The 24,996-nt window shown below is 66.7% G+C and carries 26 protein-coding genes; 9 read left to right on the forward strand and 17 right to left on the reverse strand.

The genetic code is table 11. From position 1 onward, the window contains the following. Nucleotides 1-25: 25 nt before the first annotated feature. From HUK68_RS16615 to HUK68_RS16625, 3 genes are all read right to left on the reverse strand, one after another. On the reverse strand, nt 26-625 hold the full coding sequence (locus tag HUK68_RS16615; RefSeq protein WP_491523266.1) for a BspR family type III secretion system anti-sigma factor: 600 nt from the start codon (nt 623-625) through the stop codon (nt 26-28). A 354-nt stretch (nt 626-979) separates the two neighbouring features. Continuing rightward, complete coding sequence (locus HUK68_RS16620) at nt 980-1,189, reverse strand: hypothetical protein (protein WP_175505200.1); 210 nt, start codon at nt 1,187-1,189, stop codon at nt 980-982. A gap of 85 nt (nt 1,190-1,274) precedes the next feature. After that, nucleotides 1,275-1,772, reverse strand: a complete 498-nt coding sequence (locus tag HUK68_RS16625) for a hypothetical protein (RefSeq protein ID WP_175505201.1) — start codon at nt 1,770-1,772, stop codon at nt 1,275-1,277. A gap of 399 nt (nt 1,773-2,171) precedes the next feature. On the opposite strand from HUK68_RS16625, the gene HUK68_RS16630 reads away from it, so the two are divergent. Together HUK68_RS16630 and HUK68_RS16635 are read left to right on the forward strand one after the other, a co-directional pair. Then, the gene (locus HUK68_RS16630) at nt 2,172-3,599 is read left to right on the forward strand and encodes a sensor domain-containing diguanylate cyclase (protein WP_390887760.1); all 1,428 of its coding nucleotides are present in this window, start codon (nt 2,172-2,174) and stop codon (nt 3,597-3,599) included. Between the two features lie 129 nt (nt 3,600-3,728). Then, nucleotides 3,729-3,929, forward strand: coding sequence for a hypothetical protein (locus HUK68_RS16635; protein WP_175505203.1), 201 nt, complete (start codon nt 3,729-3,731; stop codon nt 3,927-3,929). A gap of 40 nt (nt 3,930-3,969) precedes the next feature. On the opposite strand, the gene HUK68_RS16640 is transcribed toward HUK68_RS16635, so the two are convergent. The 7 genes from HUK68_RS16640 to HUK68_RS16670 all read right to left on the reverse strand — a co-directional run bounded on the left by HUK68_RS16640 (nt 3,970) and on the right by HUK68_RS16670 (nt 9,192). Then, the gene (locus HUK68_RS16640) at nt 3,970-4,311 is read right to left on the reverse strand and encodes a serine/threonine protein kinase (protein ID WP_175505204.1); all 342 of its coding nucleotides are present in this window, start codon (nt 4,309-4,311) and stop codon (nt 3,970-3,972) included. Nucleotides 4,312-4,445: 134 nt separating this feature from the next. Beyond that, nucleotides 4,446-5,000, reverse strand: a complete 555-nt coding sequence (locus HUK68_RS16645; RefSeq protein ID WP_175505205.1) for a DUF3299 domain-containing protein — start codon at nt 4,998-5,000, stop codon at nt 4,446-4,448. Between the two features lie 4 nt (nt 5,001-5,004). Then, on the reverse strand, nt 5,005-6,276 hold the full coding sequence (locus tag HUK68_RS16650; RefSeq protein ID WP_175505206.1) for an ABC transporter permease: 1,272 nt from the start codon (nt 6,274-6,276) through the stop codon (nt 5,005-5,007). Next, a complete protein-coding gene (locus HUK68_RS16655; RefSeq protein WP_175505207.1) occupies nt 6,273-6,989 on the reverse strand; it encodes an ATP-binding cassette domain-containing protein in 717 nt (238 codons plus the stop codon). The genes HUK68_RS16650 and HUK68_RS16655 overlap by 4 nt, the downstream gene beginning before the upstream one ends. A gap of 8 nt (nt 6,990-6,997) precedes the next feature. After that, on the reverse strand, nt 6,998-7,555 hold the full coding sequence (locus tag HUK68_RS16660) for a DUF2796 domain-containing protein (RefSeq protein WP_175505208.1): 558 nt from the start codon (nt 7,553-7,555) through the stop codon (nt 6,998-7,000). 96 nt (nt 7,556-7,651) lie between these two features. Next, the gene (locus HUK68_RS16665; protein ID WP_244146191.1) at nt 7,652-8,257 is read right to left on the reverse strand and encodes a nitroreductase family protein; all 606 of its coding nucleotides are present in this window, start codon (nt 8,255-8,257) and stop codon (nt 7,652-7,654) included. Between the two features lie 62 nt (nt 8,258-8,319). After that, entirely contained in the window at nt 8,320-9,192 is an 873-nt protein-coding gene (locus HUK68_RS16670; RefSeq protein ID WP_175505210.1) for an EamA family transporter, read from the reverse strand. 62 nt (nt 9,193-9,254) lie between these two features. On the opposite strand from HUK68_RS16670, the gene HUK68_RS16675 reads away from it, so the two are divergent. Further along, nucleotides 9,255-9,776: a MarR family winged helix-turn-helix transcriptional regulator gene (locus HUK68_RS16675; protein ID WP_175505211.1), complete on the forward strand. Its 522-nt coding sequence runs from the start codon at nt 9,255-9,257 to the stop codon at nt 9,774-9,776. Between the two features lie 19 nt (nt 9,777-9,795). On the opposite strand, the gene HUK68_RS16680 is transcribed toward HUK68_RS16675, so the two are convergent. The 3 genes from HUK68_RS16680 to HUK68_RS16690 form a co-directional block, all read right to left on the reverse strand. Continuing rightward, entirely contained in the window at nt 9,796-10,743 is a 948-nt protein-coding gene (locus HUK68_RS16680; protein ID WP_175505212.1) for a DMT family transporter, read from the reverse strand. Between the two features lie 89 nt (nt 10,744-10,832). Further along, nucleotides 10,833-11,801 (reverse strand): Bug family tripartite tricarboxylate transporter substrate binding protein, encoded by a 969-nt coding sequence (locus tag HUK68_RS16685; RefSeq protein WP_175505213.1) that lies wholly within the window; start codon nt 11,799-11,801, stop codon nt 10,833-10,835. Between the two features lie 22 nt (nt 11,802-11,823). Beyond that, nucleotides 11,824-12,453 (reverse strand): RraA family protein, encoded by a 630-nt coding sequence (locus tag HUK68_RS16690; protein ID WP_175505214.1) that lies wholly within the window; start codon nt 12,451-12,453, stop codon nt 11,824-11,826. 107 nt (nt 12,454-12,560) lie between these two features. Here HUK68_RS16690 and HUK68_RS16695 point away from each other — a divergent pair, with 107 nt between their 5' ends. The 4 genes from HUK68_RS16695 (at nt 12,561) to HUK68_RS16710 (ending at nt 17,771) form a co-directional block, all read left to right on the forward strand. After that, the gene (locus tag HUK68_RS16695; protein WP_175505215.1) at nt 12,561-13,478 is read left to right on the forward strand and encodes a LysR family transcriptional regulator; all 918 of its coding nucleotides are present in this window, start codon (nt 12,561-12,563) and stop codon (nt 13,476-13,478) included. A gap of 57 nt (nt 13,479-13,535) precedes the next feature. Then, the gene (locus HUK68_RS16700; RefSeq protein WP_175505216.1) at nt 13,536-14,603 is read left to right on the forward strand and encodes an NAD(P)H-dependent flavin oxidoreductase; all 1,068 of its coding nucleotides are present in this window, start codon (nt 13,536-13,538) and stop codon (nt 14,601-14,603) included. 89 nt (nt 14,604-14,692) lie between these two features. Further along, nucleotides 14,693-15,394, forward strand: coding sequence for a response regulator transcription factor (locus HUK68_RS16705; RefSeq protein WP_175505217.1), 702 nt, complete (start codon nt 14,693-14,695; stop codon nt 15,392-15,394). Between the two features lie 424 nt (nt 15,395-15,818). Next, a complete protein-coding gene (locus HUK68_RS16710; protein WP_175505218.1) occupies nt 15,819-17,771 on the forward strand; it encodes a sensor histidine kinase in 1,953 nt (650 codons plus the stop codon). Nucleotides 17,772-17,796: 25 nt separating this feature from the next. On the opposite strand, the gene glmS is transcribed toward HUK68_RS16710, so the two are convergent. After that, nucleotides 17,797-19,704, reverse strand: a complete 1,908-nt coding sequence (glmS, locus tag HUK68_RS16715; RefSeq protein ID WP_175505219.1) for a glutamine--fructose-6-phosphate transaminase (isomerizing) — start codon at nt 19,702-19,704, stop codon at nt 17,797-17,799. A gap of 136 nt (nt 19,705-19,840) precedes the next feature. Here glmS and HUK68_RS16720 point away from each other — a divergent pair, with 136 nt between their 5' ends. Further along, nucleotides 19,841-20,335, forward strand: a complete 495-nt coding sequence (locus HUK68_RS16720) for an Lrp/AsnC family transcriptional regulator (RefSeq protein ID WP_175505220.1) — start codon at nt 19,841-19,843, stop codon at nt 20,333-20,335. 2 nt (nt 20,336-20,337) lie between these two features. Here HUK68_RS16720 and HUK68_RS16725 read toward each other — a convergent pair whose 3' ends face one another. Both HUK68_RS16725 and glmU read right to left on the reverse strand, forming a co-directional pair. Continuing rightward, nucleotides 20,338-21,129, reverse strand: a complete 792-nt coding sequence (locus HUK68_RS16725; protein ID WP_175505221.1) for a sensor histidine kinase — start codon at nt 21,127-21,129, stop codon at nt 20,338-20,340. Next, nucleotides 21,126-22,562: a bifunctional UDP-N-acetylglucosamine diphosphorylase/glucosamine-1-phosphate N-acetyltransferase GlmU gene (gene glmU, locus HUK68_RS16730; RefSeq protein ID WP_175505222.1), complete on the reverse strand. Its 1,437-nt coding sequence runs from the start codon at nt 22,560-22,562 to the stop codon at nt 21,126-21,128. The genes HUK68_RS16725 and glmU overlap by 4 nt, the downstream gene beginning before the upstream one ends. Nucleotides 22,563-22,725: 163 nt before the next feature. On the opposite strand from glmU, the gene HUK68_RS16735 reads away from it, so the two are divergent. Next, nucleotides 22,726-23,700: a LysR substrate-binding domain-containing protein gene (locus HUK68_RS16735; RefSeq protein WP_175505223.1), complete on the forward strand. Its 975-nt coding sequence runs from the start codon at nt 22,726-22,728 to the stop codon at nt 23,698-23,700. On the opposite strand, the gene tyrS is transcribed toward HUK68_RS16735, so the two are convergent. Further along, nucleotides 23,693-24,925, reverse strand: a complete 1,233-nt coding sequence (tyrS, locus tag HUK68_RS16740; protein WP_175505224.1) for a tyrosine--tRNA ligase — start codon at nt 24,923-24,925, stop codon at nt 23,693-23,695. The two genes, HUK68_RS16735 and tyrS, sit on opposite strands and share 8 nt — an antisense overlap. Between the last annotated feature and the right edge of the window lie 71 nt (nt 24,926-24,996).

A 24,996-nucleotide genomic window follows, 5' to 3' on the forward strand; every position in this document is an offset into this window, starting at 1 on the left:
CAGCGCACACCCTGCGCTGCAGGTATCAAAGGGGGTCCAGCGTAAGCTTCAAAGCCGACAGTTCGGCCTGTAGCCATTGACGCGCCAGTGCGGGAGCCACCGGCGTCTGTCCCTGCTGCGCGGCTTCGTCGAAACGGTTTTGTAGGCGCGCGTCAATGGCGGTACGCTGCTGCGCGCCGACCGCCTCGGGCGGCAAGCCCAGCGCCACGCAGACTTGCGTGAAGCCGGTGCCATGGATGGCCGCGCTGAACATCAGCCGCGTCATGAAATCCACGCCTTCCAGCGCCTTGCGGCTGGTTTCGGCCATGGCAATGGCTTGCAGCACGGCAGCGGATTCGAGCGACTCGCCAGGCCGGGGAACAAGCCCCAGTTCGCGCACCACGGCCGCCTGGATGCCCGGGGAAAACGCACGGCCCAGACTGGCGACAAAAACCGAGGTGGTATCCACCTCGATTCCTTTGCATCCGCCTGAACGCTCCCCCATCGTGGTGCGCAACGCCTCTACTTTCCAGGCATGCCCATCATGGACCACGTGCAACATTGGGCCCATGTGCGCCGAATCACGGAATGATTGCAGCGAAATCTCATTGGTACCCGCAGGTGTCGAAAGCGTTGTAATAGTCACAATAATAAAAACCTATCGAATTATCATCAGGTTAGTAACATTAAAAAAACAATGGTTCCTATGCAAAAGAAACACGTTTGCCAATCACTGAAAACCTGTAGCCAATATCCGCTACAACTTGTCCGCAGCATAGATAAAAACGGAAAAACCTTTACGAAGCTGTGTCTTTTAAAAAGGCGCCTTCTTTTCCTGTCGAAGTGCCCACAGACGTGGACGACCACGCCGGTGCATGCATCAGTGAACGGAGAGACCGGAGAAGGCAATGCCTCTTGAAGAGGGGTGCTGCGCATGCACCTGCAGGAGCAGGTGGCTCGCAGGCTGCGCCGGCTTGCCACCCGGGCGGTTCACCCATCGTTAATCACCGCCGCCATTCAACCCTTTCCTCCATACCTGGCCAGGCACGAATGATTTCTGTGGGAACCACATACCTGGCAAAGGGATTACCAGAGAAGAGCCGCCATCTTTCAATGGGGAAATGGCGGTTTCAAAATGGCATGCCAACTGGCTGATATTCAAAATCGCTGAAACAAGGGCGACAAATTCCGGAGCTTGCAGAAATTCCACTGCTGCGTCCGGCTGCGCATATCAGCGCTCCAGCTGCGGCTGGTAAAAACAATCCGACCCTGCTGGCCTGACGACACACTGGCGATCAGTGCGCGTCTGGAATCTGCGCGTATACCGCCATCAGTTCGGCCAGCAGCCACTGCTGCGCGCGCCATGGCGCCACCGGGCTCGCGCGCCGGCGTGCGGCCTGGATGAAGCGCTGTGCCATGCACGCATCGATGGCGGCCCGCTGCGGCGCGCTCAGCGCTTGCGGCGACAACCCCAAGGCATGACAGGCATGGGTAAACCCAGCCGATCGGGCAGCAGCACTGAACATCAGCTGCGTCATGAAATCGACGCCGCGCAGCGCCTTGCGGCTGGCCTCGGCCATGGCAATGGCGCGCAGGAGCATGTGCCGCTCCGGGGACTGGTCGTTGCCGGACTGCAGGCCCAATTCACGCGCAACGGCTTGCTGGATGTCGCGGGAATATATGCGCCTCAGAATATCTGCAAAAGCACAATTGCTGTCCATATTATTATCATCCTTGGATCCACTGAACCAGCTGCAAGTCTTCTCCTGCAAAAATATCAGAAGGGCGATCATGGATTTATGGCAAGAAATGCACAACAACCCATATGGAAGATTTGCAAGCCCAGATATACAGATATTTACATCGATAGAATTTGAATTTAAGTAACAGATGCTCCATACCGGTTCCCTGGCAAAATCAGAAAAAATCTCAGTGCCGCATTAGCTCTGTATATCTGGATAATGGCAACGGTCCACAACCAATCGTTTTTCCAAGCGCCACGGACAGGCACGACGGCGGGCGCAGGCAGTCCTGGGAACCAGCGCGGCGCGTGCCCGGGCGCCGCCGCCGGTGTCTTGCTTGCCACCTCTCGTGCGCCGGGAAATGGCGCAGCCAGAGGAGGTCGGCAATAATTCGCAGCGGAGGTGTTATTGGTGACCATTTCTCTCGCAACCGGGCTCGACTTTGAAGACATGTTCGACCTCGCCCCTGTCTCCCTGTGGATGGAAGATTACAGTGGGCTCAAACAGCTGTTCGACCGGTGGCGTGCCGACGGTGTCACGGACCTGCTGGCCTATCTGCGCGAAGACCCCGAGCGGGTCAAGCGCTGCAGCCAGTCGTACAAGGTACTGCGCGTCAACCAGTACACGCTGGAGCTGTTCAAAGCCAAGGACCAGCAGACCCTGCAGGACCGCCTGCACGAAGTGTTCCGCGGCGACATGCACGACAGCATCGTTGCCGAACTGCTGGCGCTCTGGCAGGGCCGGCAGGGATTCGAGACACGTTCGGTCAACTACGCGCTCGATGGCCGCCGGCTGGACGTCCAGGTCCGCGCCCGGGTGCTGCCCGGCTACGAGGACAGCTGGAGCCGGGTGCTTGTCTCGCTCGAGGACGTGACCGCTGAAGTGCGCAGCACGCAGCAGCTGCAGCGCAGCGAGCAGTACGCGCGCGACCTGTTCGAGCATTCGCCGGTGTCGCTGTGGGTCGAGGACTTCAGCGAAGTCAGGCGCCTGCTCGACGAAGTGCGCGCGCGCGGCATCACGGACTTCCGCACCTTCCTGAAGGTGCATCCCGAATTCGTCACGCGCTGCATGCAGGAGATCCGCGTGATCGATGTCAACCGGCAGACGCTGGAGATGTTCGGCGCCGGCAGCAAGTCAGAACTGCTGCAGAACCTGTCGCGCGTGTTCCGTGGCGAGATGTACGACTCCTTTGCGGAGCAGCTGATCGACCTCTGGGACGGCAAGCTGGTGCAGCAGCGCGAAGTGGTGAACTACTCGCTCAACGGCGAGGTGCTGCATATCCATCTCGAGTTTTCCATCAACCGCCTGGCGGACAACTGGGAACTGGTGCTGCTGTCGCTGGTCGACATCACGGCGCGCAAGAAGGCGGAAGCCTATCTCGAATACCTGGGCAAGCATGACGTGCTGACCCAGCTGCGCAACCGCGCGTTCTACATGGAGGAGCTGAACCGCCTGTCGCGCAAGGGGCCGTGGCCGCTGGCGGTCGTGGCGATCGACATGAACGGCCTCAAGGCCGTCAACGACGAGCATGGGCATGCCGCAGGCGATGCCATGCTGCGCCGCCTCGGCGAGGTACTGGCCAAGGCCGTCGACGACCCGGCCTGCGTGGCGCGCATCGGCGGCGACGAATTCATGGTGCTGCTGCCGGCGACGGACGAGCGCGGCGCGCTCGCCATGCAGGAGCGCATCGTGTCGCTGCTGGACCTGAACAACCAGTTCTATCCCGGCCATACCATCCATCTGGCCATGGGCCATGCAGTGGGCCAGGAAGGTTCGTCCATGGAAGCCGTGGTCCATCGCGCGGATCAGGCGATGTATACCGACAAGCTGCGCTTCTACGACGACAAGGACCGCAACCGCCGCGCGGTGGCGGTCTGACCCGGCTGCGCCAAGGCCCTCGGCGTGGGCGCACTGTCGGAGCGTCCTGACAGCGCGGCGGCGCCCAGGCCTGCCCGCCATCCGGGCATGCTTGCCTAGAGTGGGACCGCAACCTCAAAGGAGAACGGTATGTCCACAGACAAGCAGGAACCCGGCAAGGGCAAGGTCGAGAACGACCACAACCAGCAGGGCAACAAGGCGCCCACGCAGAAGAACGAAGGCCAGCGCACGCCCGAAAGCCGCCACGACCGCGAATCGCAGGTCGGCAGCGGCAATCAGAACCAGTCGCGCCAGAACGGCGGTGGCGGCGCCAGCCGCGGCGCGGGTTGAATGCCCGGGCAGGGTGTGCCACCCTGCCCCGGTTCGCAGGTCAGCCCCGGCTGCCGCGTTCCCGCGGATTGTTGCTGTCCGACAGCACTTCCGCCGGGGGCGCGATATCGCCGCTGTCGGCGCCTTCGGCCTCCCAGGTGCCGCCTTCGCGCTCGGTGTTGCCGCGCGGATGGCCCATGTCGGTGCCATCATCGAAATTCAGGGGGCCGTCCTGAGGCAGGTCGTCGAAGCGATGCACCGATACCTCTTCGATGGAATCGGCCACCTCGGTCTCCGCATTCAGGTGGTCATTGATGTCGTCGCCTTCGGGCAGTTCGGCGTTCGGATCGTAGCTGCGGTCCACAAGGGGTTCGTCGCGGGGTGTGGTGTCGGGTGTGCGCATGGGATCTCTCCAGTTTCCGGCGTGGCCTGGATGGCCAGCTCCTGTGCCTAGCCTGACTGCCCCGGCGTCCTGCCGCGGTCGGCGTGCGCCTTTGCCGCAGGTAGGAGCAGGCCGATCCACGCACCTAGGCGAGGCTACTTCTCGCGGAAGATCTCCACGCGCTTCGCCTGCAGGCTGTAGCCGCTCACGCCGAGTTCCGAATCCTTGCGCGCGCGGCCCATGGTGCCGCTGATCCAGACCGCGCTCATGGTCTTGAATCCCTTCGCGGGCGGGTCGGATTTCACATGGATGATCTGGTTGGCCGGCGGCGGCGGCGTGTGGATGCAGGCGCCGAAGTACGGCACCAGCAGGAACTCGCGCAGCGCCTTCTCGTCGCCTTCGAGCGGCACGATGAAGCCCGGTATCTTCACCGACTTGCCGTCGAACGCGGCCACCGTGGGCGCTTCGTCCCAGACCTTGCGCATGCGGTCGTAGAGCGCCTGCACGCGCGGGTCGGAGTCCGGCAGCTCGGCGAGCTTTTGCAGGTCGGCAAACGATTTCATCGGATCCCAGCCGCGCGGCACCAGCGCGTCCCAGCTGATCTCGGTGAAGGCTGCGGCATGCAGCCAGGGCGCTGCCGCGAGGCCGCCTGCGGCGGCCAGCATCTGCAGCAGTTGGCGCCGCGCGGGGGCGGCAGGAGAAGTGTTCATGGCATCAAGTCCTTGGAGACAAGCCGTCGGCCAGCGACAACCGGTAGGCGCGCCAGGCCGGCAGCAGGCTGGCCAGCCAGCCGGCCGCGAGCAGCCCGGCCAGCAGCAGCCATTGCAAGGGGGTAGTTTGCCCCAGATGCAGCGTGAGCCCGAAATGGGCCTGCAGCCAGGGATTGAGCACCAGCGCGCAGGCCGCCAGCGCCACGATGCCCAGCGCCATGCCGGCCAGCGTGAGCACGCTGCCCTCGAGCGCCAGCAGCGCCAGCACCTGCCACGGGCCCGCTCCCACGGTGCGCAGCACCGCCAGTTCGCGCCGGCGCTCGTTCAGGCCGGCGAGGATCACCGACATCAGGCCCGCCATGCTGACCAGCGCCACCAGGCCGGACATCAACAGCAAGGCCTTCTCGCCCGTGCCGACCACCTCCCAGAGTTCATCGAGCGCCACGCCCGGAAGAATCGACATCAGCGGCTCGTCGTCAAAGCGGTTGACCTGGCGCTGCACCGAGAACACCGCCGCGCGGTTGTGCAACCCGACCAGCGCCGCCGTGACGCTGCGCGGCTGCAGGTCGCGGCTGCGCGCCTCCTCGGCACCGATCTTCATGCCCGGCAGCGGCGTGCCCGCGACCCAGTCGACATGCAGCGCCTGCATGGCTTGCAGGCTGATGTGCGCGGTGCGGTCGACCGGCGTGCCGGTGCGCGCCAGGATCCCGCTGATGGTGAAGAGCTTGTCCGAATGGTCGGCGCCGAACTGGATCTCGCCCGTGCCATGCGACAGCGCAATGCGCTGGCCGATGCGGTAGCCGAGCTGGTCCGCGAGTTCGGCACCGATCACCACCTCGTAGAGATCCTCGAAGCGCTGCCCTTCGCGCAGCGCCAGGGGCTGCTGCTCGCCATAGCGGAAATGTTCGAAGTAGGCCGGTGTCGTGCCCAGCACTGGAAAGCCGCGGTGCGAGTCGCCCAGCGACAGCGGCACGACCCAGGCCACGCCGCGCAGCCGCTCCAGCGCCTCGACGCTGCTCCAGCGGATGTTGTTGGTGGCCGCGCCGACGTGGAACACCGAGTACAGCAGCAATTGCACCGAGCCGGTGCGCGCGCCGACGATCAGGTCGGTGCCGGACACCGCGGAGCTGAAGCTGCTGCGCAGATCGGTGCGCACGCGCTCCACGCCCAGCAGCATGAAGGTCGACAGCGCAATCGAGCAGACCGTCAGCGCCAGCGTGAAGCGCCGGTTCCAGGCGCTGCGCCAGGCCAGGCCCCACAGGAACCCGGCTCTCATGCGACCGCCTGCATGCCGACTGCGGCGCGGTTGATGGCCGGCAGCGAAACCTGCCGGCCGAAACGCGGCGCAATGCGCCGGTCGTGGCTCACGAACACCAGCGCGCTGCCGGCTTCGGCGCAGGCCGACAGCAACAGGTCCAGAAACACGTCGCGCCGGTCTTCATCGAGCGCCGAGGTCGGCTCGTCGGCAACGACCAGGCCCGGCCGGCCGATCAGAGCGCGCGCCGCGGCCACGCGCTGCTGCTGGCCCACGGACAGCATGTGCGCGGGCCGGTCCGAAACCGCGGCATCGAGCCCCATTCCGCCGAGCCAATGCTGGCCCTCGGCGCGCAGCGAGCGCGCGCTGCGCGCCGCGGCTTCGCGCCGGCGCGTGGAAAAGCGGCAGGGCAGCAGCACGTTCTCCAGCGCCGTGAGATACGGCAGCAGGTTGAACTGCTGGAAGATATAGCCCACCTGGTCGACGCGGTGGCGGTCGCGTGCGGCCGGGCGCAGGTCGCCCCAGTCCACGCCATCGAGCGCCACGCGGCCCGACTGCGGCAGCAGCACGCCGGCCAGCAGCGACAGCAGCGTGCTCTTGCCGCAGCCGCTCGGGCCATGCAGGAACACGGTCTCGCCGGCCGCGACCTGCAGCGCGGCAATGTCCAGGCAATCGTGCGCACTGCCGGGCCAGGCAAAGCGCAGGTCCTTCACCTCCAGCAGCGCGCCCGCCATCGCGCCGCTCAACGCGCCAGGCCCAGCCGCGCGGCGCCAGGCCGCAGGCTGCGTTTGAACTGGCCCTGGGGTACGGCCACCTGGGCCTCGATGCCGCGCAGCCGCGGGTAGGCGCCAAACAGCTTCACATCGATGAAGCGCGCATCCGCGGCGCGGGCGCAGGTGAAGACGATGTCCATGGCGATGTCGGCATGCTCGGCCTCGCCGCCCTGCCCCTGCGCGTGGCGCTGCGTGCCCAGTCCGAGCGCTTCGGACTCCAGCGCGACCTGGGCCAGTTGGCAGCCGCCCGCGGGATCGGGCTGGAACAGCTGGTCGGCGGCCTTGAGGCGGGCCACCATGTCCGCGACCTGCTTGCGCTCGGCGGCGGTGCGCGGCGCGCGTTCGAAGCCCAGGAAGCTGTCCAGCGGCGACGCGAGGGCCAGTGTGATCGAGCGGGCATCGACGGCCACGTCCAGCGTCATCTGGCCATGGGTATGGGCTTGCTGGTGCGCGGCGGCGGGCAGCGCGGCGGCGACGGCCAGCGCCCAGGCAAAGGCGCGCACCGGCGCCAGGAAGGGTTTGAACATCGGCATCTCCGGGATCTGAAAGCAAGGCGGGCGCGACGGCAAAAACCCGCGCCCGGACCGGGAACCGATGTTATAGCATCACATGCCATCGGACGCTCAGGCCACGGCAAGCACCTCGTCCAGCGGCCGGCGCAGCTTCTGCGGCGCGTTGCCCGCAGCGGGGTGGCCGACGGCAACGATCATCACCGGCAGCTCCAGCGCGCCCAGGCCGAACTCGCGCGCCACGGCTTCGGCATCGAAGCCGCCCATCGCGCACGATCCCAGTCCCATGTGCTGCGCCGCCAGCATCAGCGTCATTGCCGCCATCGACGCCGAGCGCATGGCTTCGTCGCGCTGCAGCTGCGCATTGCCTTCATGCGCTGCGCCGGCCTGCGCCACCCAGGCGTCGGCCACCGCCTGCTTCACGATGCCGGCGGCCACACTGGGCTGCAGCACCGCCGCCAGCTGCCGGTGCGCCGCCAGCGTGCCGCAGACGAGAAATGCCGCCGACGCATCGGCGATCTTCTGCTGGCCGAATGCCGCTGCCTTCAGCCGCGCCTTGGCGTCTTCCGAGCACACCGCGATCAGGCGCCAGTTCTGCAGGTTGTAGGCCGTGGGCGCCGTGGTGGCCAGGCGGGCCAGCGTTGCAACGGTGTCGCCGTCCAGCGGACGCCCGGGTTGGAACTGGTGAATGGAGTTGCGCGTTTCGATGGTTTGTTGCATGGAGAGAGTCATGTCGTCATGAGGGTCAGGAGAAGAACAGCGGGAAAATGGAGGTTCGGCGCTCAGCGGCTGCGTGACGCCGTCCATTGCACGGCCAGCACGCTGGCAAGCGCCACTGCCAGGCCGCACAGCGCCATGCCGGTCATGGACTGCCCCAGCAGCGTCCAGCCCAGCACCACGGCCGTGAGCGGGCTCAGCAAGCCCAGCGAGGCCACGGCCACCGTCGGCAGCCGCGCCACGCCGCGGAACCACAGCCCATAGGCCAGCAACGCGCCCGCCAGGCTCAGATAGGCGTAGGCGGCCCAATGCAGCGGCGCCAGCGCCGGCAGCGGCGCATCGGCCAGCCATGCCAGCGGCGCCAGCATCACGCCCCCGATGACCAGCTGCCAGCCGGTCAGCGGCAGCAAGCGCAGATCCAACTGCCAGCGGCGTGTCAGCCACACCCCGCTGGCCATGCAGGCCGCGCCCAGCAGGGCCGCGGCAATGCCCACGGGCTCGAACACCGTCTGCGGCGACAGCAGCAGCACGGCCAGGCCCAGCACGCCGGCCACGGCGGCCCAGAGCGTGGCCTGGGCCGGCGCGCGGCGGTCAACCGCCCAGGCCAGCAGCATCACCAGCAGCGGCTGGATCGCCCCGAGCACGGCCGCCAGCCCGCCCGGCAGGCGATACGCGGCGACAAACAGCAGCGCCTGGAACACGCCGATGTTCAACGCGCCCAGCACCAGCAGGCGCCACGCGTCGCGCCGCGCCGGCGCCTGCCAGGAGAACAGCAGCAGCAGCAGGCCCGCCGGCAGGACGCGGATCAGCGCGGCGGTGAACGGGCGGTCAGGCGGCAGCAGTTCCGACGCAACGATATAGGTCGAGCCCCAGATCGCGGGCGCCAGCGCGGTCAGCAGCACATCGCGCCCATGGCGCAGGGAATCACAAGGGGACATGGTAGTATCTTCAATTCAAGACAAATCGATTTTGTGCACCAATTATCTTGAAGTCAAGACATATGCCGAAAAAAAACCTGTCCCGTCCACCCGATGCCGTGGATGCCATCCTGGCGCAATGGCAGCGCGAGCGCCCCGATCTCGACGCCAGCCCGATGGGGCCGATCGGGCGTATCAAGCGCTGCGCGGCATTGCTCGAGCAGCAGCTGGAGTCCGCCTTCACGGCCTTTGATTTGAGCCTCTGGGAGTTCGACATGCTGGCCGCGCTGCGGCGTGGCGGCGCGCCCTACCGCCTGAGTCCGACCGAACTGTTCTCCACGCTGATGGTGACGTCAGGCACGATGACGCACCGCCTCAAGCGGCTGGAGACCCGCGGCTTGGTCGAACGCGTGGCGAACGCGCAGGATGCGCGCAGCATGCTGGTGCAACTCACGCCGCAAGGCCTGGCCTTGATCGAGCGCGCGGTCGAGGTGCATGTGGCCAACGAGCACCAGCTGCTGGCGCCGCTTGCGCCCGACGCGCTGGCGGCGCTCGATGCGCAGCTCTCGGCGCTGCTGCTGGCGCTGGAAAATCGCCGCAACTGAGCACGGCGCGCGCAGCGCGCTAGCCTGCGTTTTCGGGCGCCGGCGCTGCGCGCCGCGGCCAGGTCGCATAGGCCAGGCCGCCCAGGATCAGCAGCATGCCGAGCCAGTGGTAGCGATAGACGCGCTCGCCCAGGAACAACGCGCTCATGAACGCGCCAAACAGCGGTGTCAGGTGGATGCTCAGGCCCGCCTGCACCGGCCCGAAACGGCGCACCGCGGCCGCGTAGAACAGCGTCGCCACCACCGAACTGCCCACGGCCACGTAGGCCACGCCCAGCGCGGTCGCGCCGCTCCACGGCGCAAAGCCCTGCGTCGCCAGGCTCCACACGAACACCGGCAGCAGCAGCACCGTCGCCACCAGCATCTGCATGCACACCAGGCTGATGCGGTGCACGCCCGCCGGGAAGTCGCGCAGCCAGATCGAGTACAGCGCAAAGCTCGCGACACCCGTCAGCACCAACAGGTCGCCGTGCGAGAACTGCAGCTGCACCAGTGCCTGCCATTCGCCGCGGCTGACGATGGCCAGCACGCCGCACAGCGACACTCCCAGCCCCAGCAGCTGCCGCGCGCTGGTGCGCTCGCGGAAGAAGACCAGCGCCAGCAGCGCGATCAGCACCGGGATCGCCGAATTGAACAGCAGCGCATTGGTCGCGGCGGTGGACTGCAGGCCGAGATAGATCAGCAGGTTGAACAGCACCATGCCGGTCAGCGAGGTGCGCAGCAGGAACCAGCGGTGGCGCCAGTAGGCGCCGGCATCGCGGCGCATGTGGCGCCAGCAGAACGGCAGCAGGCACAGCAGCGCCAGCAAGTGGCGGATGAAGACCAGCGCGCCGGGCGTGATGTCGTGGCGAATCGCGCGGCCGACGACGAAATTGCCGGCCCACAGCAGCGGCGGCAACATGACGGCCAGCAGCGCCAGCGCGGCAGTGGACTGCGGCAGGCTGCCGCGGCTCGATGGTGTAGCCAACGCAGGCTCCCTGAAATCCGGATGCCGGATTGTCGGCGGCATTCGCGGCGCAGGGATATTGGCTGATTCAAATACTTATTTTTGCATTGTCATTCGATCGAGATCCTGGCGTCCTGGATGATCCGGCGGTAGCGGTCGATCTCGGCGCTGGTGAAGCGCGCGAACTCCTCGCGCGTGCCGCCATTGACGATCGCGCCATAGTCGTTCAGCCGCTTCTTCACCTCGGGGTCCTGCAACACCGCATTGAGTTCCCGGTTGAGCCGGTCGGCGGCAGCCGCCGGGGTTTTGGCCGGTGCATAGAAGCCGTACCAGGCCGACGCCTGCACCCCCTTGTAGCCCAGCTCCTCCAGCGTCTTCACATCGGGCAAGGCCGGCACGCGCTGGCTCCACGCCACGGCCAGCGGCTTGAACTTGTGCCCCTTGATATGCGCCATGGAGCCGGTATCGAACATCAGCGCCACATGGCCCGCCATCAGGTCGGCCGCGGCCGGCCCCGACCCCTTGTAGGGCACATGCATCAGCTGGCTGCCCGTGGCCTTGGAGAAGACCGAGGCCGCGATGTGCTGCGACGAGCCGTTGCCGCCCGAACCATAGGAAATCTTGCCCGGCTCGGCCTTGGCGGCCTTCACGATATCGTCCACCGACTGGTATTTGGAGTTCGCCGAAACCACCAGCACGTTGGGCACCGTGGCCACCAGCACGATGGGCGTGAAATCCCTGACCGGATCGAAAGGCAGGGACTTGTAGAGGCCGGGGTTGACGGCGTTGGTGCTGCTGGTGCCCATCAGCAGCGTGTAGCCGTCGGCCACTTCGCGGATGAAGGACGCGGTGCCGATATTGCCGCCCGCGCCGGCCTTGTTCTCGACAATGACCGGCTGGCCCAGGCGCTCGCCGAGCTTCTGGCCCAGCACGCGCGCGATCACATCGGTGGCGCCACCCGGTGCCCAGGGCACGACGATCTTCACGGGCTTGCTGGGGAAATCCTGCGCCAGCGCCATGCCGGGCGCCGCGAAGGCCAGCGCGGCGGCCAGCGCCACGCCTTTGAGTTGCTTGTTCATGCTTGTCTCCTTTGGTTTTTGTTCAGGCCAGGTGCTGCTTTTCCAGCGTGTCGAAAAGCCACTTCTGGTACACCTGGCCGTTGCTGATTTCCGCCTTGATGCCGCGCTCCTTGTCGGCGGTGGCCAGGGCCTTGGCAATCAGTTGTTCGGCCGACGCGGGCGCAAACGTGACGACGCCGTCCTCGTCGCCGACCACCCAGTCGCCCGGCTGAACCACCTGGCCGCAGAGGTTGACCGGCACATTGATCTGGCCCGGACCGAGCTTGTACGGCCCCTTGTGGTTCAGCGCCCTGGCATGGCAGGGAAAGCCGGCCTCCGCGAACGCCGCACAGTCGCGGATCGCGCCATCGATGACGAAACCGTGGAAGCCGCGCTGGATGGCGTACAGCATGATCAGCTCGCCCACCAGCGCATTCGAGGTTTCGCCATGCCCGTCGACGACCAGCACATCGCCGGGCCGGCCCAGGGTCAGCGCCTTGTAGATCAGCAGGTTGTCGCCGGGGCGAACTTTCACCGTCAATGCGCGGCCGACCAGCTTCTTGCTGCCGTGGTAGCGGTTCAGTCCCGCAATGCCTTGCATCCGGTCGAGGTTGTCGCTCAGGTGGGAAGTGGGAATGGTCTGCAGCGCGGCAAAGATTTCCGTATCGGTCATGGTCAGGCTCGTTGTCTCGGGCGCCTAATCTACCCAGGGGCTGCAATAATAAAAAGTGATATTTATTCGTCGTATTCGACAACCAAAAGTTATACAAAACAGCACCCATGTTTACCTTCAAGCAACTCGAGGCGGTGCACTGGATCGCCAGGACCGGCAGCTTCGTCAGCGCCGCCGAACAGCTCCATACCACGCAGGCCGGCATCTCCAAGCGCATCCGGGAACTCGAGCAGATCGTCGGCGAAAGCCTGTTCGACCGGAGCGCGCGCAAGGTGCGCCTGACCGCCAAGGGCGCGATCCTGGCGCAGGGGGCAGAGCCGCTGCTGCGCCAGCGCCAGGCGCTCATGGATGAACTGGTGGAGCCGAGGTATGTCGACCGAGTGGTCCACATCGGCGTGACCGAACTGGTTTCATCGACTTGGCTGGCGCGCTACCTGATTGCGCTGCAGGAGCGCTTTCCCCGGCTCTCGATCCGGCCGCATGTGGACTTTTCCGATGACCTGCTGGCGAAAGCCGATGCGCAGGCGCTGGACTTGATCGTGATTCCGCGTTTTGCCGAGCAGCCGGGCTTCGTGCGGCGCGAACTCGGCGCTGCGCAATTCGACTGGCTGGCCACCCCCGGCATCAAGGCCCGCTGGGCGGGCCGCGGCGTGGCGACGCCCGGCGCAACGGCGCCCGTTGACATTCCGCTGCTGATGCAGGGCAGCGGTTCGGGCCTGGGCTTCATCACCGAACGCCATCTCCAGCACAGCCAGCAGCTCGGACGCAACCAGGTGCTGCGCACCAACAGCCTGCTGCCGCTGGTCGGCATGACGCTCGCGGGCCAGGGTGTGAGCTTCCTGCCCACCGGCTACCTGCGCGCGGAAATCGCGGCCGGCCGGCTGGTCGCGGTGGATACGGGCCTGAGCGACGAACCCGTGGTCTACGACATCCTGTACCGCCAGGAACTGCGCAGCGCGTTGTTTGACCAGCTCACGCAACTGGCGGGAGAATGCTGCGACTTCAGCACCAGTTTTCTGGCTTGATGGCTGCCTCGCGCACGCTGCATCCACTTGCCGCCGCTCCCGACCTCAGGATCCGCCATGCCCGTCTCCCACCCGTTCTGCACCCGGCTCGACATCCAGCCCATCATCCAGGCGCCCATGGCCGGCGTGTCGACGCCGCAACTCGCGGCCGCGGTCTCGAATGCCGGCGGCCTGGGCTCGCTGGGCCCGGGCGCGGGCACGGCCGCCCAGGGCCGCGAGATGATTGCGCAGGCCCGCGCACTGACCCCGCGCGCGTTCAACGTCAATGTGTTCTGCCATGCCCCCGCAGTGCGCAATGCGCAGGCCGAGAGCGCCTGGCTCGCGCACCTCGCGCCGTTCTTTGCCGAGTTCGGTGCGCAGTTGCCCACAGCCCTGCACGAGATCTACCGCAGCTTCCTGGATGGCTCCGAGATGCTGGAGATGCTCATCGAGGAGAAGCCGGCCGTGGTCAGCTTCCACTTCGGCGTCCCTCCCCGGGAACAGGTCGCGGCGCTGCAGGCCGCGGGCATCTACACCCTGGCGTCGGCCACCAGCCTGCGCGAAGCGCGGCAGGCCGAGGCCGCGGGCGTCGATGCGCTGGTGGCCCAGGGCATCGAAGCTGGCGGGCACCGCGGCATGTTCGATCCCGAAGCCGAGGATGAAAAGCTCAGCACCGCGGTGCTGGTGCGCTGGCTCGTGAAGAACACCGCGCTGCCGGTGATTGCCGCTGGCGGCATCATGGACGGCCAGGGCATACGCGCGGCCCTGGACCTGGGCGCCGCGGCCGCGCAACTGGGCACGGCGTTCATCCTGTGTCCCGAATCCGCCGCCAATGCCGCCTACCGCGCGGCGCTGCAAAGCGAGCGTGCGGCCCATACGCGGCTGACCGCAGCCCTGTCGGGCCGTCCCGCGCGCGGCGTCGTCAACCGCTTCATCGCGCACTGCGAAAACGCCGGCCCGGCGCCCGCCGCCTACCCCCTGGCCTACGATGCCGCCAAGCAGCTCATGGCCGCGGCCGGCGCGCAGGGCAACCATGACTTCGCGGCCTTCTGGGCGGGCCAGGGCGCACCGCTGGCACGCGCAATGCCGGCTGCGCAGTTGATGGCATGCCTGGTGGAGGAACTGGCCGCAACGCGCGCCGCCTAGGGATCACGGTTTCCTGGGATGGCGCCGTCCTGCATCCTCGCGATATATTGCCGGCGTGTCCCTTTGGCGCTTCCAGCCCACCCCATACCATGTCCACGAACGCGCTGCCGGCCACCTCCATCCTTCCCACTCCGGTGCTGCTGGTCGAAGACCAGTTGCCCATCCAGGGCCGCTTGCTCAACATCCTGTTTGACCTTGGCTTTGGCGCCGACACGATCCATGTCGCCGGCACGCTCGCCGATGCCCGCAGGCTCGCGTCGATACGGCCGTTTGCGCTGGCCCTGGTGGACCTGGGCCTGCCCGACGGTAACGGCATCGAACTCATCAGCGAGCTGCGCCAGCGCAACCCCGCGCAGAGCATCCTGGTGATTTCCGCCTGGAGCACGCAGGAGATCATCCTGCGCGCGCTCAAGGCCGGCGCGACCGGTTATCTGCTCAAGGAGCGCGACGACCTTGAAGTGATGCTGTCGATACGCAGCGTGCTGCGCGGCGGTGCCCCCATCGACCCGTTCATCGCCCGGCATATCCTGGCGGAACTGCCCCAGGCAAAGGACAGCGGCGGCGGGTCGGCGGAGAGCGCGCGCAGCCAGCAGCCCAGCGTGTTGACCGCGCGCGAAGCGCAGATCCTGGCGCTGGTCGCCGACGGCAAGTCGAACCGGGAGATTGCCGAGCATCTGTCGATCTCGCGCTACACCGTCGAGTGCCACATCACGCACATCTATCGGAAGCTCGAAGTTTCCTCGCGCACCAAGGCCATCAACGAAGCGCGCCAACGCGGAATTCTTCAGTAGCCTTGCCGGCAATGGCGCCGCCGGCCGGGCCGGCGCCACCCGGACACCCGGCCGGGACTGCCGCGTGCCACGGTGAGATGACGCAACGACTGCGCACGCCACGTCATGTAGTCGTTGGGCCCGGTCACCTCCCACCAACGGCAGTTGGAACGTTTGCCCTCTCTGCGACGGACGGCGGATGCGCAACCGGCTTGCGTCCATGACACCACATTCCCCGCGGCAGATCGCCATGCGGTTGCCACCGGCATTGCTGGCGCAGGGCGCAACGGAATCGGACAATTTTGCTCGAACAACAGCATCGAAACCACTCTTGCGCCGTTTGCCGTAGCGAAGTCAAATCGGGGGCTTACGAAACGTTCGCTATTCTCAGTTACGAAAAAAATTGGTAAGTTACGCGCACTTACCGTCAGCGGAAATTCTTGTCGTGCTCCCGCGCCATTTCACCATCATCGACGAGCGCCCCCCTCCTCCGACGGTGCGGCGGTTTCTCTTCGCCAGGCTGTTGTTCGCTATCCTGCTGCTGACATGCAGCCTGCTGCAGACCGCCTGGGCCCGGGCCTGTTCGCTGCAAACGGCTGCCGTGCATGCCGCCAGGGAAGTGCCCGGCACGGCCGCCCGGCCCACGCAAGGCTGGGAAGAGGTAACGCTGGCCGATACCTGGACCACGCGCTGGCCCGGCTACAGCGGCACGGCCTGGTACCGCATCCAGCTGCGCCAGGATTGCACCGCCGCGCCGGGCAAGGACGAACCGCTTGGGCTGCTCGTCAATTCAATCAACATGGCCGGCGAGATCTATTTGAACGACACGCTGCTGTGGCGCGATGCCAGCCTGCAGGAGCCGCTGTCGCGCAGCTGGAACATGCCGCGCTATTTGATACTCCCCGATGCGGCGCTGCAGGCCACCGACAATGCCGTCTGGATCCGCATCCAGGGCCAGGCGCTGACGCATCCAGGGCTGGGCAAGGTCACCGTCGGTCCCGCCGCCAGGCTGCTTGCAATGCACCAGCAGCGCTCGTGGTCGCTGCGCACGGCCTTCGTGATCAATCTGGTCGCAACGCTGTGCATAGCGGGCCTGTTTGCCGGCATCTGGCTGTTCTACCGCAGGGAAGCCGCGCATGGCCTGTTTGCGCTGATGAACCTGGCGTGGGTGGTGTTCATCTACAACATCGTGGCAACCGACCCCTGGCCCTTTGGCGATACGGTCGGCGTGGTGCGCGGCAACGCGATTGCCTTCATGGTGTTCATCACCTGTTATGCCCTGTTCATCTTCCAGCAAGGGCAGCCCCTGCGGCGCTGGCAGGCGCGCGGCCTGCCGGCGCTGACGCTGTGCCTGTCGCTGCTGGTGCTGCTGGCCCCGGAGAGGCATTTGCAGGGCGCTGTGATGGCGTCCGACATCGTCCACTACCTGGTGTTTGTCGCGGCCTGCATCGTGCCGCTGTACCATGCCTGGCGCCGCCGCAATCCGCAGGATCTGCTCTATGCCTTGCTGGGCCTGGCATCCATTTCCATCGCGGTGCATGATTTGTATGGCTATCTCAGCAACAACTCCCAAGCCTTTGCGCTGACACCCTATGCCAATCTGATCACCATGATCGTGATCACCGCCGTGCTGGGCTCGCGCATTGCAGCCAGCATGCGCCGTACCGAACGCTTCAATGTGGAACTCACGCAGGCCGTCGAGGACGCCTGCCGGGAACTCGAATCCACGCTGGAAAAGGAACACCGGCTGGAGCTGTCGAATTCCCGGCTGCAGGAGCGGCTGGGGTTCATCCACGATCTGCATGACGGCTTCGGCAGCGCGCTGGTGCGCGCCATTGTCCAGGCCGAGCGCCAGGCCGATGGGCATGCGCAGGCAAACCGCCATATCTCCACGCTCAAATCGCTGCGCGACGACCTGCGCAACGTGATGGACAGCGGCCGCGGCGTCGAGGCCGATACGCCGGCGACCCCGGCCGACTGGCTGGCGCCGACACGCCACCGCTTCTCGACGCTGTTCGATGAGCTGGAAATGGATAGCCATTGGTCCTGCCCGCCCGCATGGCCCATGCCGCCCAGCGTCGCGCTGTGCCTGGAACTGACCCGGTTGCTGGAAGAAGCCCTGTCCAATGTGCTCAAGCACAGCCGCGCAACGGAAGTCGACATCACGCTGGCGGCCAATGCGCAAGGCGCGTTGACGCTGGAAGTGCGTGACAACGGCGTCGGCTTCGAGATGGTTTCGGCCAGCGACGACGCCGGCGGGATTGGCCTGCATTCGATGCGGGCCCGGGTACGCAGGCTGGGCGGCAACCTGCACATCGAATCGCGGCCGGGGCACTCCCTGGTAAGCGCCAGCCTTTCCCGGCCTGGCGCGGCCCCGCCTGAGGCGGCCCCGCCCTGATTGGGCTACTGGCCGGTCCCGCAGCTTATTCCACCGTCACCGACTTCGCCAGGTTGCGCGGCTTGTCGACGTCGGTGCCGCGCGCGCAGGCGGTGTGGTAGGCCAGCAGCTGCAGCGGCACGACATGCAGGATGGGGCTCAGCGCGCCATAGTTCTCCGGCATGCGGATCACATGCATGCCTTCGGCACTTTCGATGTGCGTGTCGGCGTCGGCCAGCACATACAGCACGCCGCCGCGCGCGCGCACTTCCTGCATGTTGCTCTTGAGCTTTTCCAGCAGTTCGTCGTTGGGCGCAACGGTCACGACCGGCATGGCGCTGGTCACCAGCGCCAGCGGGCCGTGCTTGAGTTCGCCCGCGGGATAGGCTTCGGCGTGGATGTAGCTGATTTCCTTGAGCTTGAGCGCGCCTTCGAGGGCAATCGGATAGTGGATGCCGCGGCCCAGGAACAGCGCGTTCTCGCGCTGTGCGAATTCCCCTGCCCAGCTGATCAGCTGCGGCTCGAGTGCCAGCACGGCCTGCAGCGCCACGGGCAGGTGGCGCATGGCCGTGAGGTAGCGCGCTTCCTGCTCCTCGCTCAGCCGGCCCTTGCTTTGCGCCAGCGCCAGCGTCAGCAGGAACAGGCCGGCAAGCTGGGTGGTGAAGGCCTTGGTCGAAGCCACGCCGATCTCCACGCCGGCGCGCGTGATGTAGGCCAGTTCGCACTCGCGCACCATGGCGCTGGTGGCGACGTTGCAGACCGTCAGCGTGTGCGTCATGCCCAGGCTCTGCGCATGGCGCAGCGCGGCCAGCGTGTCGGCGGTCTCGCCCGACTGGCTGATGGTCACGACCAGCGTGCGCGGATTGGGCACACTGGTGCGGTAGCGGTATTCACTGGCCACCTCGACCTGGCAGGGAATGCCGGCAAGGCCTTCGAGCCAGTACTTGGCCACGCAGCCGCTGTAGTAGCTGGTGCCGCACGCCAGGATCAGCACGTTGTCGATTTCCTGGAACACGCGCCAGGCCGCGGCGCCGGCCTTGCCATCTGCGGACACGCCGTCGAACAGCTCGGGCACGATGCACAGCACGCCTTCGATGGTGTCGCCGATCGCGCGCGGCTGCTCGAAGATTTCCTTTTGCATGTAGTGGCGGTAAGGGCCCAGTTCGGCCGCGCCGCTGTGCGCATGCACGGTGCGCACCGGGCGCTGCTCGGTGCCCAGGGCCTGGCCGGCCTTGTCCAGCAACCAGTAGCGGCCGCGCTGCAGGTCGACCCTGTCGCCTTCCTCGAGGTAGACGATCTGGTCCGTCACACCGGCCAGCGCCATGGCATCGCTGGCCACGAAATGCTCGCCGCCCTCGCCCAGCCCCAGGATCAGCGGCGAGCCCGCGCGCGCGCTCACCAGGCGTTCGGGTTCGTCCTTGTGCATGACGGCCAGCGCATACGCGCCATGCAGCCGGGCCACGGCAGCCTGGAACGCCTCGAACAGGTCGCCGTCGTAGAGGCTGTCGACCAGATGGGCAATGACTTCGGTATCGGTCTGGCTGACGAACACATAGCCCTTGGCCTGCAGTTCGCGGCGCAGCGCTTCGTAGTTCTCGATGATGCCGTTGTGCACCAGCGCGACGCGCGCCGCCTGGCCGGGCTGGATATCGCCCGGGCCGTAGCTGAAATGCGGATGGGCATTGCGCACGGCCGGCTCGCCATGCGTGGCCCAGCGGGTGTGGGCAATGCCGGTGAAGCCCTGCAGGTTCTCGGCCTGCACCTGCTCGAGCAGTTCGGCCACGCGCGCCGTGCTGCGCGCGCGCGTCAGCCCGGAGCTGCGCGTGCCCGTGGCATCCAGTGCATGCACGGCCACGCCGCAGGAGTCATATCCGCGGTATTCGAGCCGCTGCAAGCCCTGCACCAGCACGGGAACGATATTGCGGTAGGAAACGGCGCCAACGATGCCACACATGGAATGCTCCTGAAAATTAAGCCGCAATGCTATGCTGGCCGGAAGGAAATTTCTGATCGTTATCCAACTGAAAATGAACTTTAATTTCTCAAAATGCATTCGAAGAAATTAAATTTCATTAACATCGCTGAAATCAATGATTGACGATACCGATTTGCAACTGCTGGATTTGTTGCAGCGCGACGCCAGCCTGAGTAACCAGGCGCTGGCCGAGCGTGTGAACGTTTCGCCGCCCACCTGCCTGCGGCGCGTGCGGCGCCTGCAGGAGGAAGGGATCATCGAGCGCCAGGTAGCGTTCCTGCAGCCCGAGCGGCTTGCCGCACTGGTCGGCCATGGTCTCACCGCCTGGGTCGAAGTCACGCTGGACCGACAGGATGCGCAGGCGCTCGAGCGCTTCGAAACGCGCGCCGTGGCCGAGGATGCAGTGCAGCAATGCTGGCGCGTCTCACCCGGCCCCGACTTCATGCTGGCCACCTACACCCGCGACATGCCCGAGTATCTGGCGCTGAGCCAGCGGCTGTTCACTCAGGACAGCAATGTGCGCAACGTGCGCGCCTTCTTCGCCACCAAGCGGGCGAAGTTCGAAACCAGGATCCCGCTGGCGCCCCTGCGCGGGGCGCCCGGACGCTGATCCTAGGGCGCCGGCGCGGCAGGCCAGTCCACGGCCACCGTGCAACCCTGGCCCGGGGCACTGTGCAGCGAGAGCTGCGCGCCGTGCTGGCGCGCCACGGTCCGCGCCAGCGCCAGGCCGACGCCGAAACCTTCGAATTCGCTGTCGCGGTGCAAGCGCTGGAACAGCCCGAACGCCTGGGCCGCGCGCGTGCCGTCGCAGCCCACGCCGTTGTCCTCCACCCGCCAGCGCAGCCCGCCATCGGGCAAGGCCTGGGCCAGCAGGCGGATCTGCGGCGCTGCCTGGCCGCGGGAAAACTTGAAGGCGTTGTCGAACAGCGCCGCCAGCAGGATGCGCAGCATTTCGCGGTCGGCCTGCAGCATCAGCGGCGCCACGGGCAGCTGCCACTGCGCCTGCGCCGCCGCAGGTTCGGCGGCCAGCAGCGCGCAGCGTACCTCGCCGGCCAGCTGCGCCAGGTCCAGCGCCTGCACGCGCGCAGGCGTGCGCATCAGCCGCGCCATCTGCAATACGCCGTCCAGCATGCCGTTCAGCCGGCGCGCGGCCTGGTCCATGACGCCGAGGAATTGCTCGGCATCCTGCGCATCCGCGCCCTGCAGCCCCGCTCCATGCAGGGTTTCGCGCAGCAGCGGCGAATACGACGTGATGTGGCGCAGCGGCGCACGCAGGTCGTGCGAGAGTGCGCGCAGCCAGTCCTCCTGGCTGGCGCGCAGCACCGCAAGCTCGCGCTCGCGCTCGGCGAGCAGGGCCAGCGCCTGCGGCAGATCGGCCGGCAGCGGATGCGGCTCGGATGTCATGATTTCGGAAGCTTGCTCGGCCGCTTCCAGTGGGCGAGGATGGCCTGGCGGCCACGCGCCACTCCCAGCGTGCCTGCGGGCACATCCTTGGCAATGGTCGACCCGCCACCCACGGTCGCGCCCGCACCCACGGTGACCGGCGCCACCAGCACGCAATTGCTGCCGATGTGCGCATCTGCCTCGATGACCGTGCGGTGCTTGTTCACGCCGTCATAGTTGGCCGTGATGCTGCCGGCGCCGTAATTCACGCGCTCGCCCACCGTGGCGTCGCCCAGGTAGGCGAGATGGTTGGCCTTGGCGCCGTCGGCCAGCGTGCTGTTCTTGACCTCGACGAAGTTGCCGATATGCACTTCGCGGCCGAGCCGGGCACCCGGGCGCAGGCGCGCAAACGGCCCGATCAGCGCGCCCTCGCCCACCGACACGCCCAGCTTGTCGCCATCGATGTGGGTGTAGGGATGGATGACCGCGCCCGCATCGATGGCGGCATTGGAAATGCAGCAGTACGCGCCGATCGAGGCGCCGGCGCCAATCGCCACCGTGCCGCTGAAGATGCAGCCGACGTCGATCTCCACGTCCTGTCCGCAGGCCAGCGCGGCGCGCGCCCCGCTGCGCGCATCGTCGCGCAGGTCGAAACGCGCGGGATCGGCCAGTCGCACGCCCTGCTCCATCAGCGCGTCGGCCTGGCGCAGCTGGTGCGCGCGCTCGAGCTGCGCCAGCTGCACCGGGCTGTTGACGCCCGCCACCTGCAGCGCGTCTTCGATGCAGTGCGCGACCACGGGCACGCCGTCGGCGACGGCCATGGCAACGATGTCGGTGAGGTAGTACTCGCCCTGGGCATTGTCATTGGTCAGGCGCGCCAGCCAGCCACGCAGCAGCCGCGCGGGCACGGCCATGATGCCGCTGTAGATCTCGTTGATGCGCCGCTGCGCGTCGCTCGCATCCTTGTGCTCGACGATCGCCTGCACCGCGCCATCGGCAGCGCGCACGATGCGGCCGTAGCCGCTCGGGTCGGGCAGAGCCACGGTCAGCAGCGCCAGCCGCTCGCTGCCCGCAGCGGCCACCAGGTCATGCAAGGTCTGCGCCTGGGTCAGCGGCACATCGCCCGAAAGCACCACGGCCACGCCATCGTCCGGCAACAGCGGCGCCGCCTGCTGCACCGCGTGCCCCGTGCCCAGTTGCGGCTCCTGGCGCACGAACTTCAGCGCATAGCCTGCGGGTGCGGCCTGCGCCGCGGCCGTGATCGCCTCCTCGACCTGTTGCGCACCATGGCCGGTCACCACCACCGCGCTGCGCGCGCCCAGTTGCGCGGCCTGGTCGAGCACGTGCTGCAGCAGCGGCCGTCCCGCCAGGCGCTGCAATACCTTGGGAAGGCGGCTTTTCATGCGCGTGCCTTTGCCCGCGGCCATGATGATGAGGTCCAGTGCTGCTGTCATTTGATTGCCTGTCGTATATCGGAAGACTGCGCTTTGGAGGCACAGACACAGGGCGAATTATCGTGCCCCGGCCTTGTGGCGCCCACCACGTTTGCCTCATGCCGGCTGCACGCGGATATCTTTTACATTTCAGCACTACCCATTTGCTGCCTGGAAGCTGCCCATGCCCGCCTCGCCTCCTCCCCCCTCGCCGCCGCTGCGCACGCGCGCCGTGGCTGCGGGCCATCTGCGCGCATTCGTGGCCGCGGCCGAACACCTGAACTTCCGCGCCGCGGCCGATACGCTGGCGCTCACGCCCTCGGCCGTGAGCCGGCAGATCCAGGCACTCGAAGATGAAGTGGGCGTGGCGCTGTTCCTGCGCCACACGCGCGCCGTGGAGCTGACCAGCGCCGGCGTGCATCTGCTGCGCGCCGTGGCGCCCGGGCTCGAGCGCATCGATGCCGCCGTGCGCCAGCTGCGCCAGACCGCGGGGCGCAAGAGCGTGGCCATCACCACCTGGGCGAGTTTTGCCGCGATGTGGCTGATTCCGCGGCTCGAAGCCTTTCAGCGCGAGTTTCCCGACATCGACATCCGCATCGACACTTCGGACACGGTGATGGACATGGAGACCACCGATGTCGACCTGGCGCTGCGCTACAGCCGCGCGCCCGAGTCGCCTGCGGCCGAGCGCCTGTTCGGCGAGCAGCTGGCCGTCGTGGCCAGCCCCTGGCTGCTGCGCAGCCAGCCGGCGATCCGCACGCCGGCCGATGCCGCGCGCTTCACGCTCATCGAAACCGGCGACGCGCAGCGCCTGCCGCAGCTGGCCTGGCTCGGCTGGCAGCGCTGGTTCCATGCGCATGGCTGCGCGCCGCTGCAGCCGCCGCGCTGGCTCTATTTCAATTACGCCCACCAGATGGCGCAGGCCGCGCTCGCCGGCCAGGGCCTGGCCATTGCGCGCCTGCCCCTGGTGGCCGATGCACTGGCCAGCGGCGACCTGGTCGAGGTGCTGCCCGCCCACCGCCTCGACTCGCCCCTGGCCTACTGGCTGCTGCCCGGCCCGCGCAGCGCCCCGCGCCCCGAGGTGCAGGCATTTTGCGAGTGGCTGCGCACCCAGGCGGCGCTGACGCGCGAGGCCATGGGGCTGCCGGAACTCAGCTGAGCGTCACCCGCGCGAATTTGCGCTTGCCCACCTGCACCACCCAGGTGCCGGCGTCGATCTTCAAGCCGCGGTCGCTGACCACCGCACCATCGATGCGCACGCCGCCGCCATCGATCAGGCGGTTGGCTTCGCTGGTCGAGGGCGCCAGGTTGGCCTGCTTGAGCAGCGCGCCAATGCCCAGCGGCGCGCCGGACAGCTGGACTTCGGGAATCTCGTCGGGCACGCCGCCCTTGCTGCGGTTGATGAAATCCTGCTCGGCGGCATCGGCCGCGGCGGCCGAGTGGAAGCGCGCGGTGATTTCCTTGGCCAGCATGACCTTCGCGTCCTTGGGATTGCGCCCGCCCGCGACTTCGGCCTTGAGCGCGGCAATCTCGGCCAGGCTCTTGAACGACAGCAGCGTGTACCAGTCCCACATCAGCGTGTCCGAGATCGACAGCACCTTGGCGAACATGGTGTTGGCGTCTTCGGTGATGCCGATGTAATTGTTCTTCGACTTCGACATCTTCTCGACGCCGTCGAGGCCCACCAGCAGCGGCATGGTGAGCACGCACTGCGGCTCCTGGCCGTATTCCTGCTGCAGGTGGCGGCCCATCAGCAGGTTGAATTTCTGGTCGGTGCCGCCGAGTTCGAGGTCGGCCTTGAGCGCCACCGAGTCATAGCCCTGCAGCAGCGGGTAGAGGAATTCATGCAGCGAGATCGACTGGCCGCCATGGAAGCGCTTGTGGAAGTCGTCGCGCTCCATCATGCGCGCCACGGTGTACTTGGCCGACAGCTCGATCATGCCGCGCGCGCCCAGCTGGTCGCACCATTCGCTGTTGTAGCGCACCTCGGTGCGTGCCGGGTCGAGCACCATGGCCGCCTGGCGGTAGTAGGTTTCGGCGTTGACCTTGATCTGCTCGGCGGTCAGCGGCGGGCGTGTCGAGTTGCGTCCCGACGGGTCGCCGATCAGCGTGGTGAAATCGCCGATCAGGAAAATCACCTGGTGGCCCAGATCTTGCAACTGGCGCATCTTGTTGAGGACCACCGTATGACCGATATGAATATCCGGCGCCGTAGGATCGAGACCGAGCTTCACCCGCAGGGGCACGCCCGTGGCTTCGGAGCGCGCCAGCTTGCGTGTCCACTCTTCCTGCGGCAGCAGCTCATCGACTCCGCGCAACGTGGTTTCGAGCGCTTGTCCTACGCCATCAGTGACCGGATATGTTGTAACAACAGGTTGATTCATAAGGGTTTTTTTCGATGCCCGGGGAGTGACCCCCGCTATAATTCGTCGCTTATCGCTGTGGCGAATTCTAG

The organism is Comamonas antarctica, from assembly GCF_013363755.1.
In the GTDB taxonomy this organism is placed as follows: Bacteria; Pseudomonadota; Gammaproteobacteria; order Burkholderiales; family Burkholderiaceae_C; genus Comamonas; species Comamonas antarctica.

Excerpts from the sequence above, each read along its gene's own strand:
- HUK68_RS16660 (WP_175505208.1), bottom strand. The coding sequence starts at position 7,555 with ATGTTCAAACCCTTCCTGGCGCCGGTGCGCGCCTTTGCCTGGGCGCTG.
- tyrS (WP_175505224.1), bottom strand. The coding sequence starts at position 24,925 with ATGAATCAACCTGTTGTTACAACATATCCGGTCACTGATGGCGTAGGA.
- HUK68_RS16690 (WP_175505214.1), bottom strand. The coding sequence starts at position 12,453 with ATGACCGATACGGAAATCTTTGCCGCGCTGCAGACCATTCCCACTTCC.
- HUK68_RS16720 (WP_175505220.1), top strand. The coding sequence starts at position 19,841 with ATGATTGACGATACCGATTTGCAACTGCTGGATTTGTTGCAGCGCGAC.
- HUK68_RS16665 (WP_244146191.1), bottom strand. The coding sequence starts at position 8,257 with ATGCAACAAACCATCGAAACGCGCAACTCCATTCACCAGTTCCAACCC.
- HUK68_RS16640 (WP_175505204.1), bottom strand. The coding sequence starts at position 4,311 with ATGCGCACACCCGACACCACACCCCGCGACGAACCCCTTGTGGACCGC.
- HUK68_RS16685 (WP_175505213.1), bottom strand. The coding sequence starts at position 11,801 with ATGAACAAGCAACTCAAAGGCGTGGCGCTGGCCGCCGCGCTGGCCTTC.
- glmU (WP_175505222.1), bottom strand. The coding sequence starts at position 22,562 with ATGACAGCAGCACTGGACCTCATCATCATGGCCGCGGGCAAAGGCACG.
- HUK68_RS16695 (WP_175505215.1), top strand. The coding sequence starts at position 12,561 with ATGTTTACCTTCAAGCAACTCGAGGCGGTGCACTGGATCGCCAGGACC.
- HUK68_RS16655 (WP_175505207.1), bottom strand. The coding sequence starts at position 6,989 with ATGGCGGGCGCGCTGCTGGAGGTGAAGGACCTGCGCTTTGCCTGGCCC.
- HUK68_RS16650 (WP_175505206.1), bottom strand. The coding sequence starts at position 6,276 with ATGAGAGCCGGGTTCCTGTGGGGCCTGGCCTGGCGCAGCGCCTGGAAC.
- HUK68_RS16635 (WP_175505203.1), top strand. The coding sequence starts at position 3,729 with ATGTCCACAGACAAGCAGGAACCCGGCAAGGGCAAGGTCGAGAACGAC.
- HUK68_RS16700 (WP_175505216.1), top strand. The coding sequence starts at position 13,536 with ATGCCCGTCTCCCACCCGTTCTGCACCCGGCTCGACATCCAGCCCATC.
- HUK68_RS16675 (WP_175505211.1), top strand. The coding sequence starts at position 9,255 with ATGCCGAAAAAAAACCTGTCCCGTCCACCCGATGCCGTGGATGCCATC.
- HUK68_RS16625 (WP_175505201.1), bottom strand. The coding sequence starts at position 1,772 with ATGATCGCCCTTCTGATATTTTTGCAGGAGAAGACTTGCAGCTGGTTC.
- glmS (WP_175505219.1), bottom strand. The coding sequence starts at position 19,704 with ATGTGTGGCATCGTTGGCGCCGTTTCCTACCGCAATATCGTTCCCGTG.
- HUK68_RS16735 (WP_175505223.1), top strand. The coding sequence starts at position 22,726 with ATGCCCGCCTCGCCTCCTCCCCCCTCGCCGCCGCTGCGCACGCGCGCC.
- HUK68_RS16645 (WP_175505205.1), bottom strand. The coding sequence starts at position 5,000 with ATGAACACTTCTCCTGCCGCCCCCGCGCGGCGCCAACTGCTGCAGATG.
- HUK68_RS16670 (WP_175505210.1), bottom strand. The coding sequence starts at position 9,192 with ATGTCCCCTTGTGATTCCCTGCGCCATGGGCGCGATGTGCTGCTGACC.
- HUK68_RS16725 (WP_175505221.1), bottom strand. The coding sequence starts at position 21,129 with ATGACATCCGAGCCGCATCCGCTGCCGGCCGATCTGCCGCAGGCGCTG.
- HUK68_RS16630 (WP_390887760.1), top strand. The coding sequence starts at position 2,172 with ATGTTCGACCTCGCCCCTGTCTCCCTGTGGATGGAAGATTACAGTGGG.
- HUK68_RS16705 (WP_175505217.1), top strand. The coding sequence starts at position 14,693 with ATGTCCACGAACGCGCTGCCGGCCACCTCCATCCTTCCCACTCCGGTG.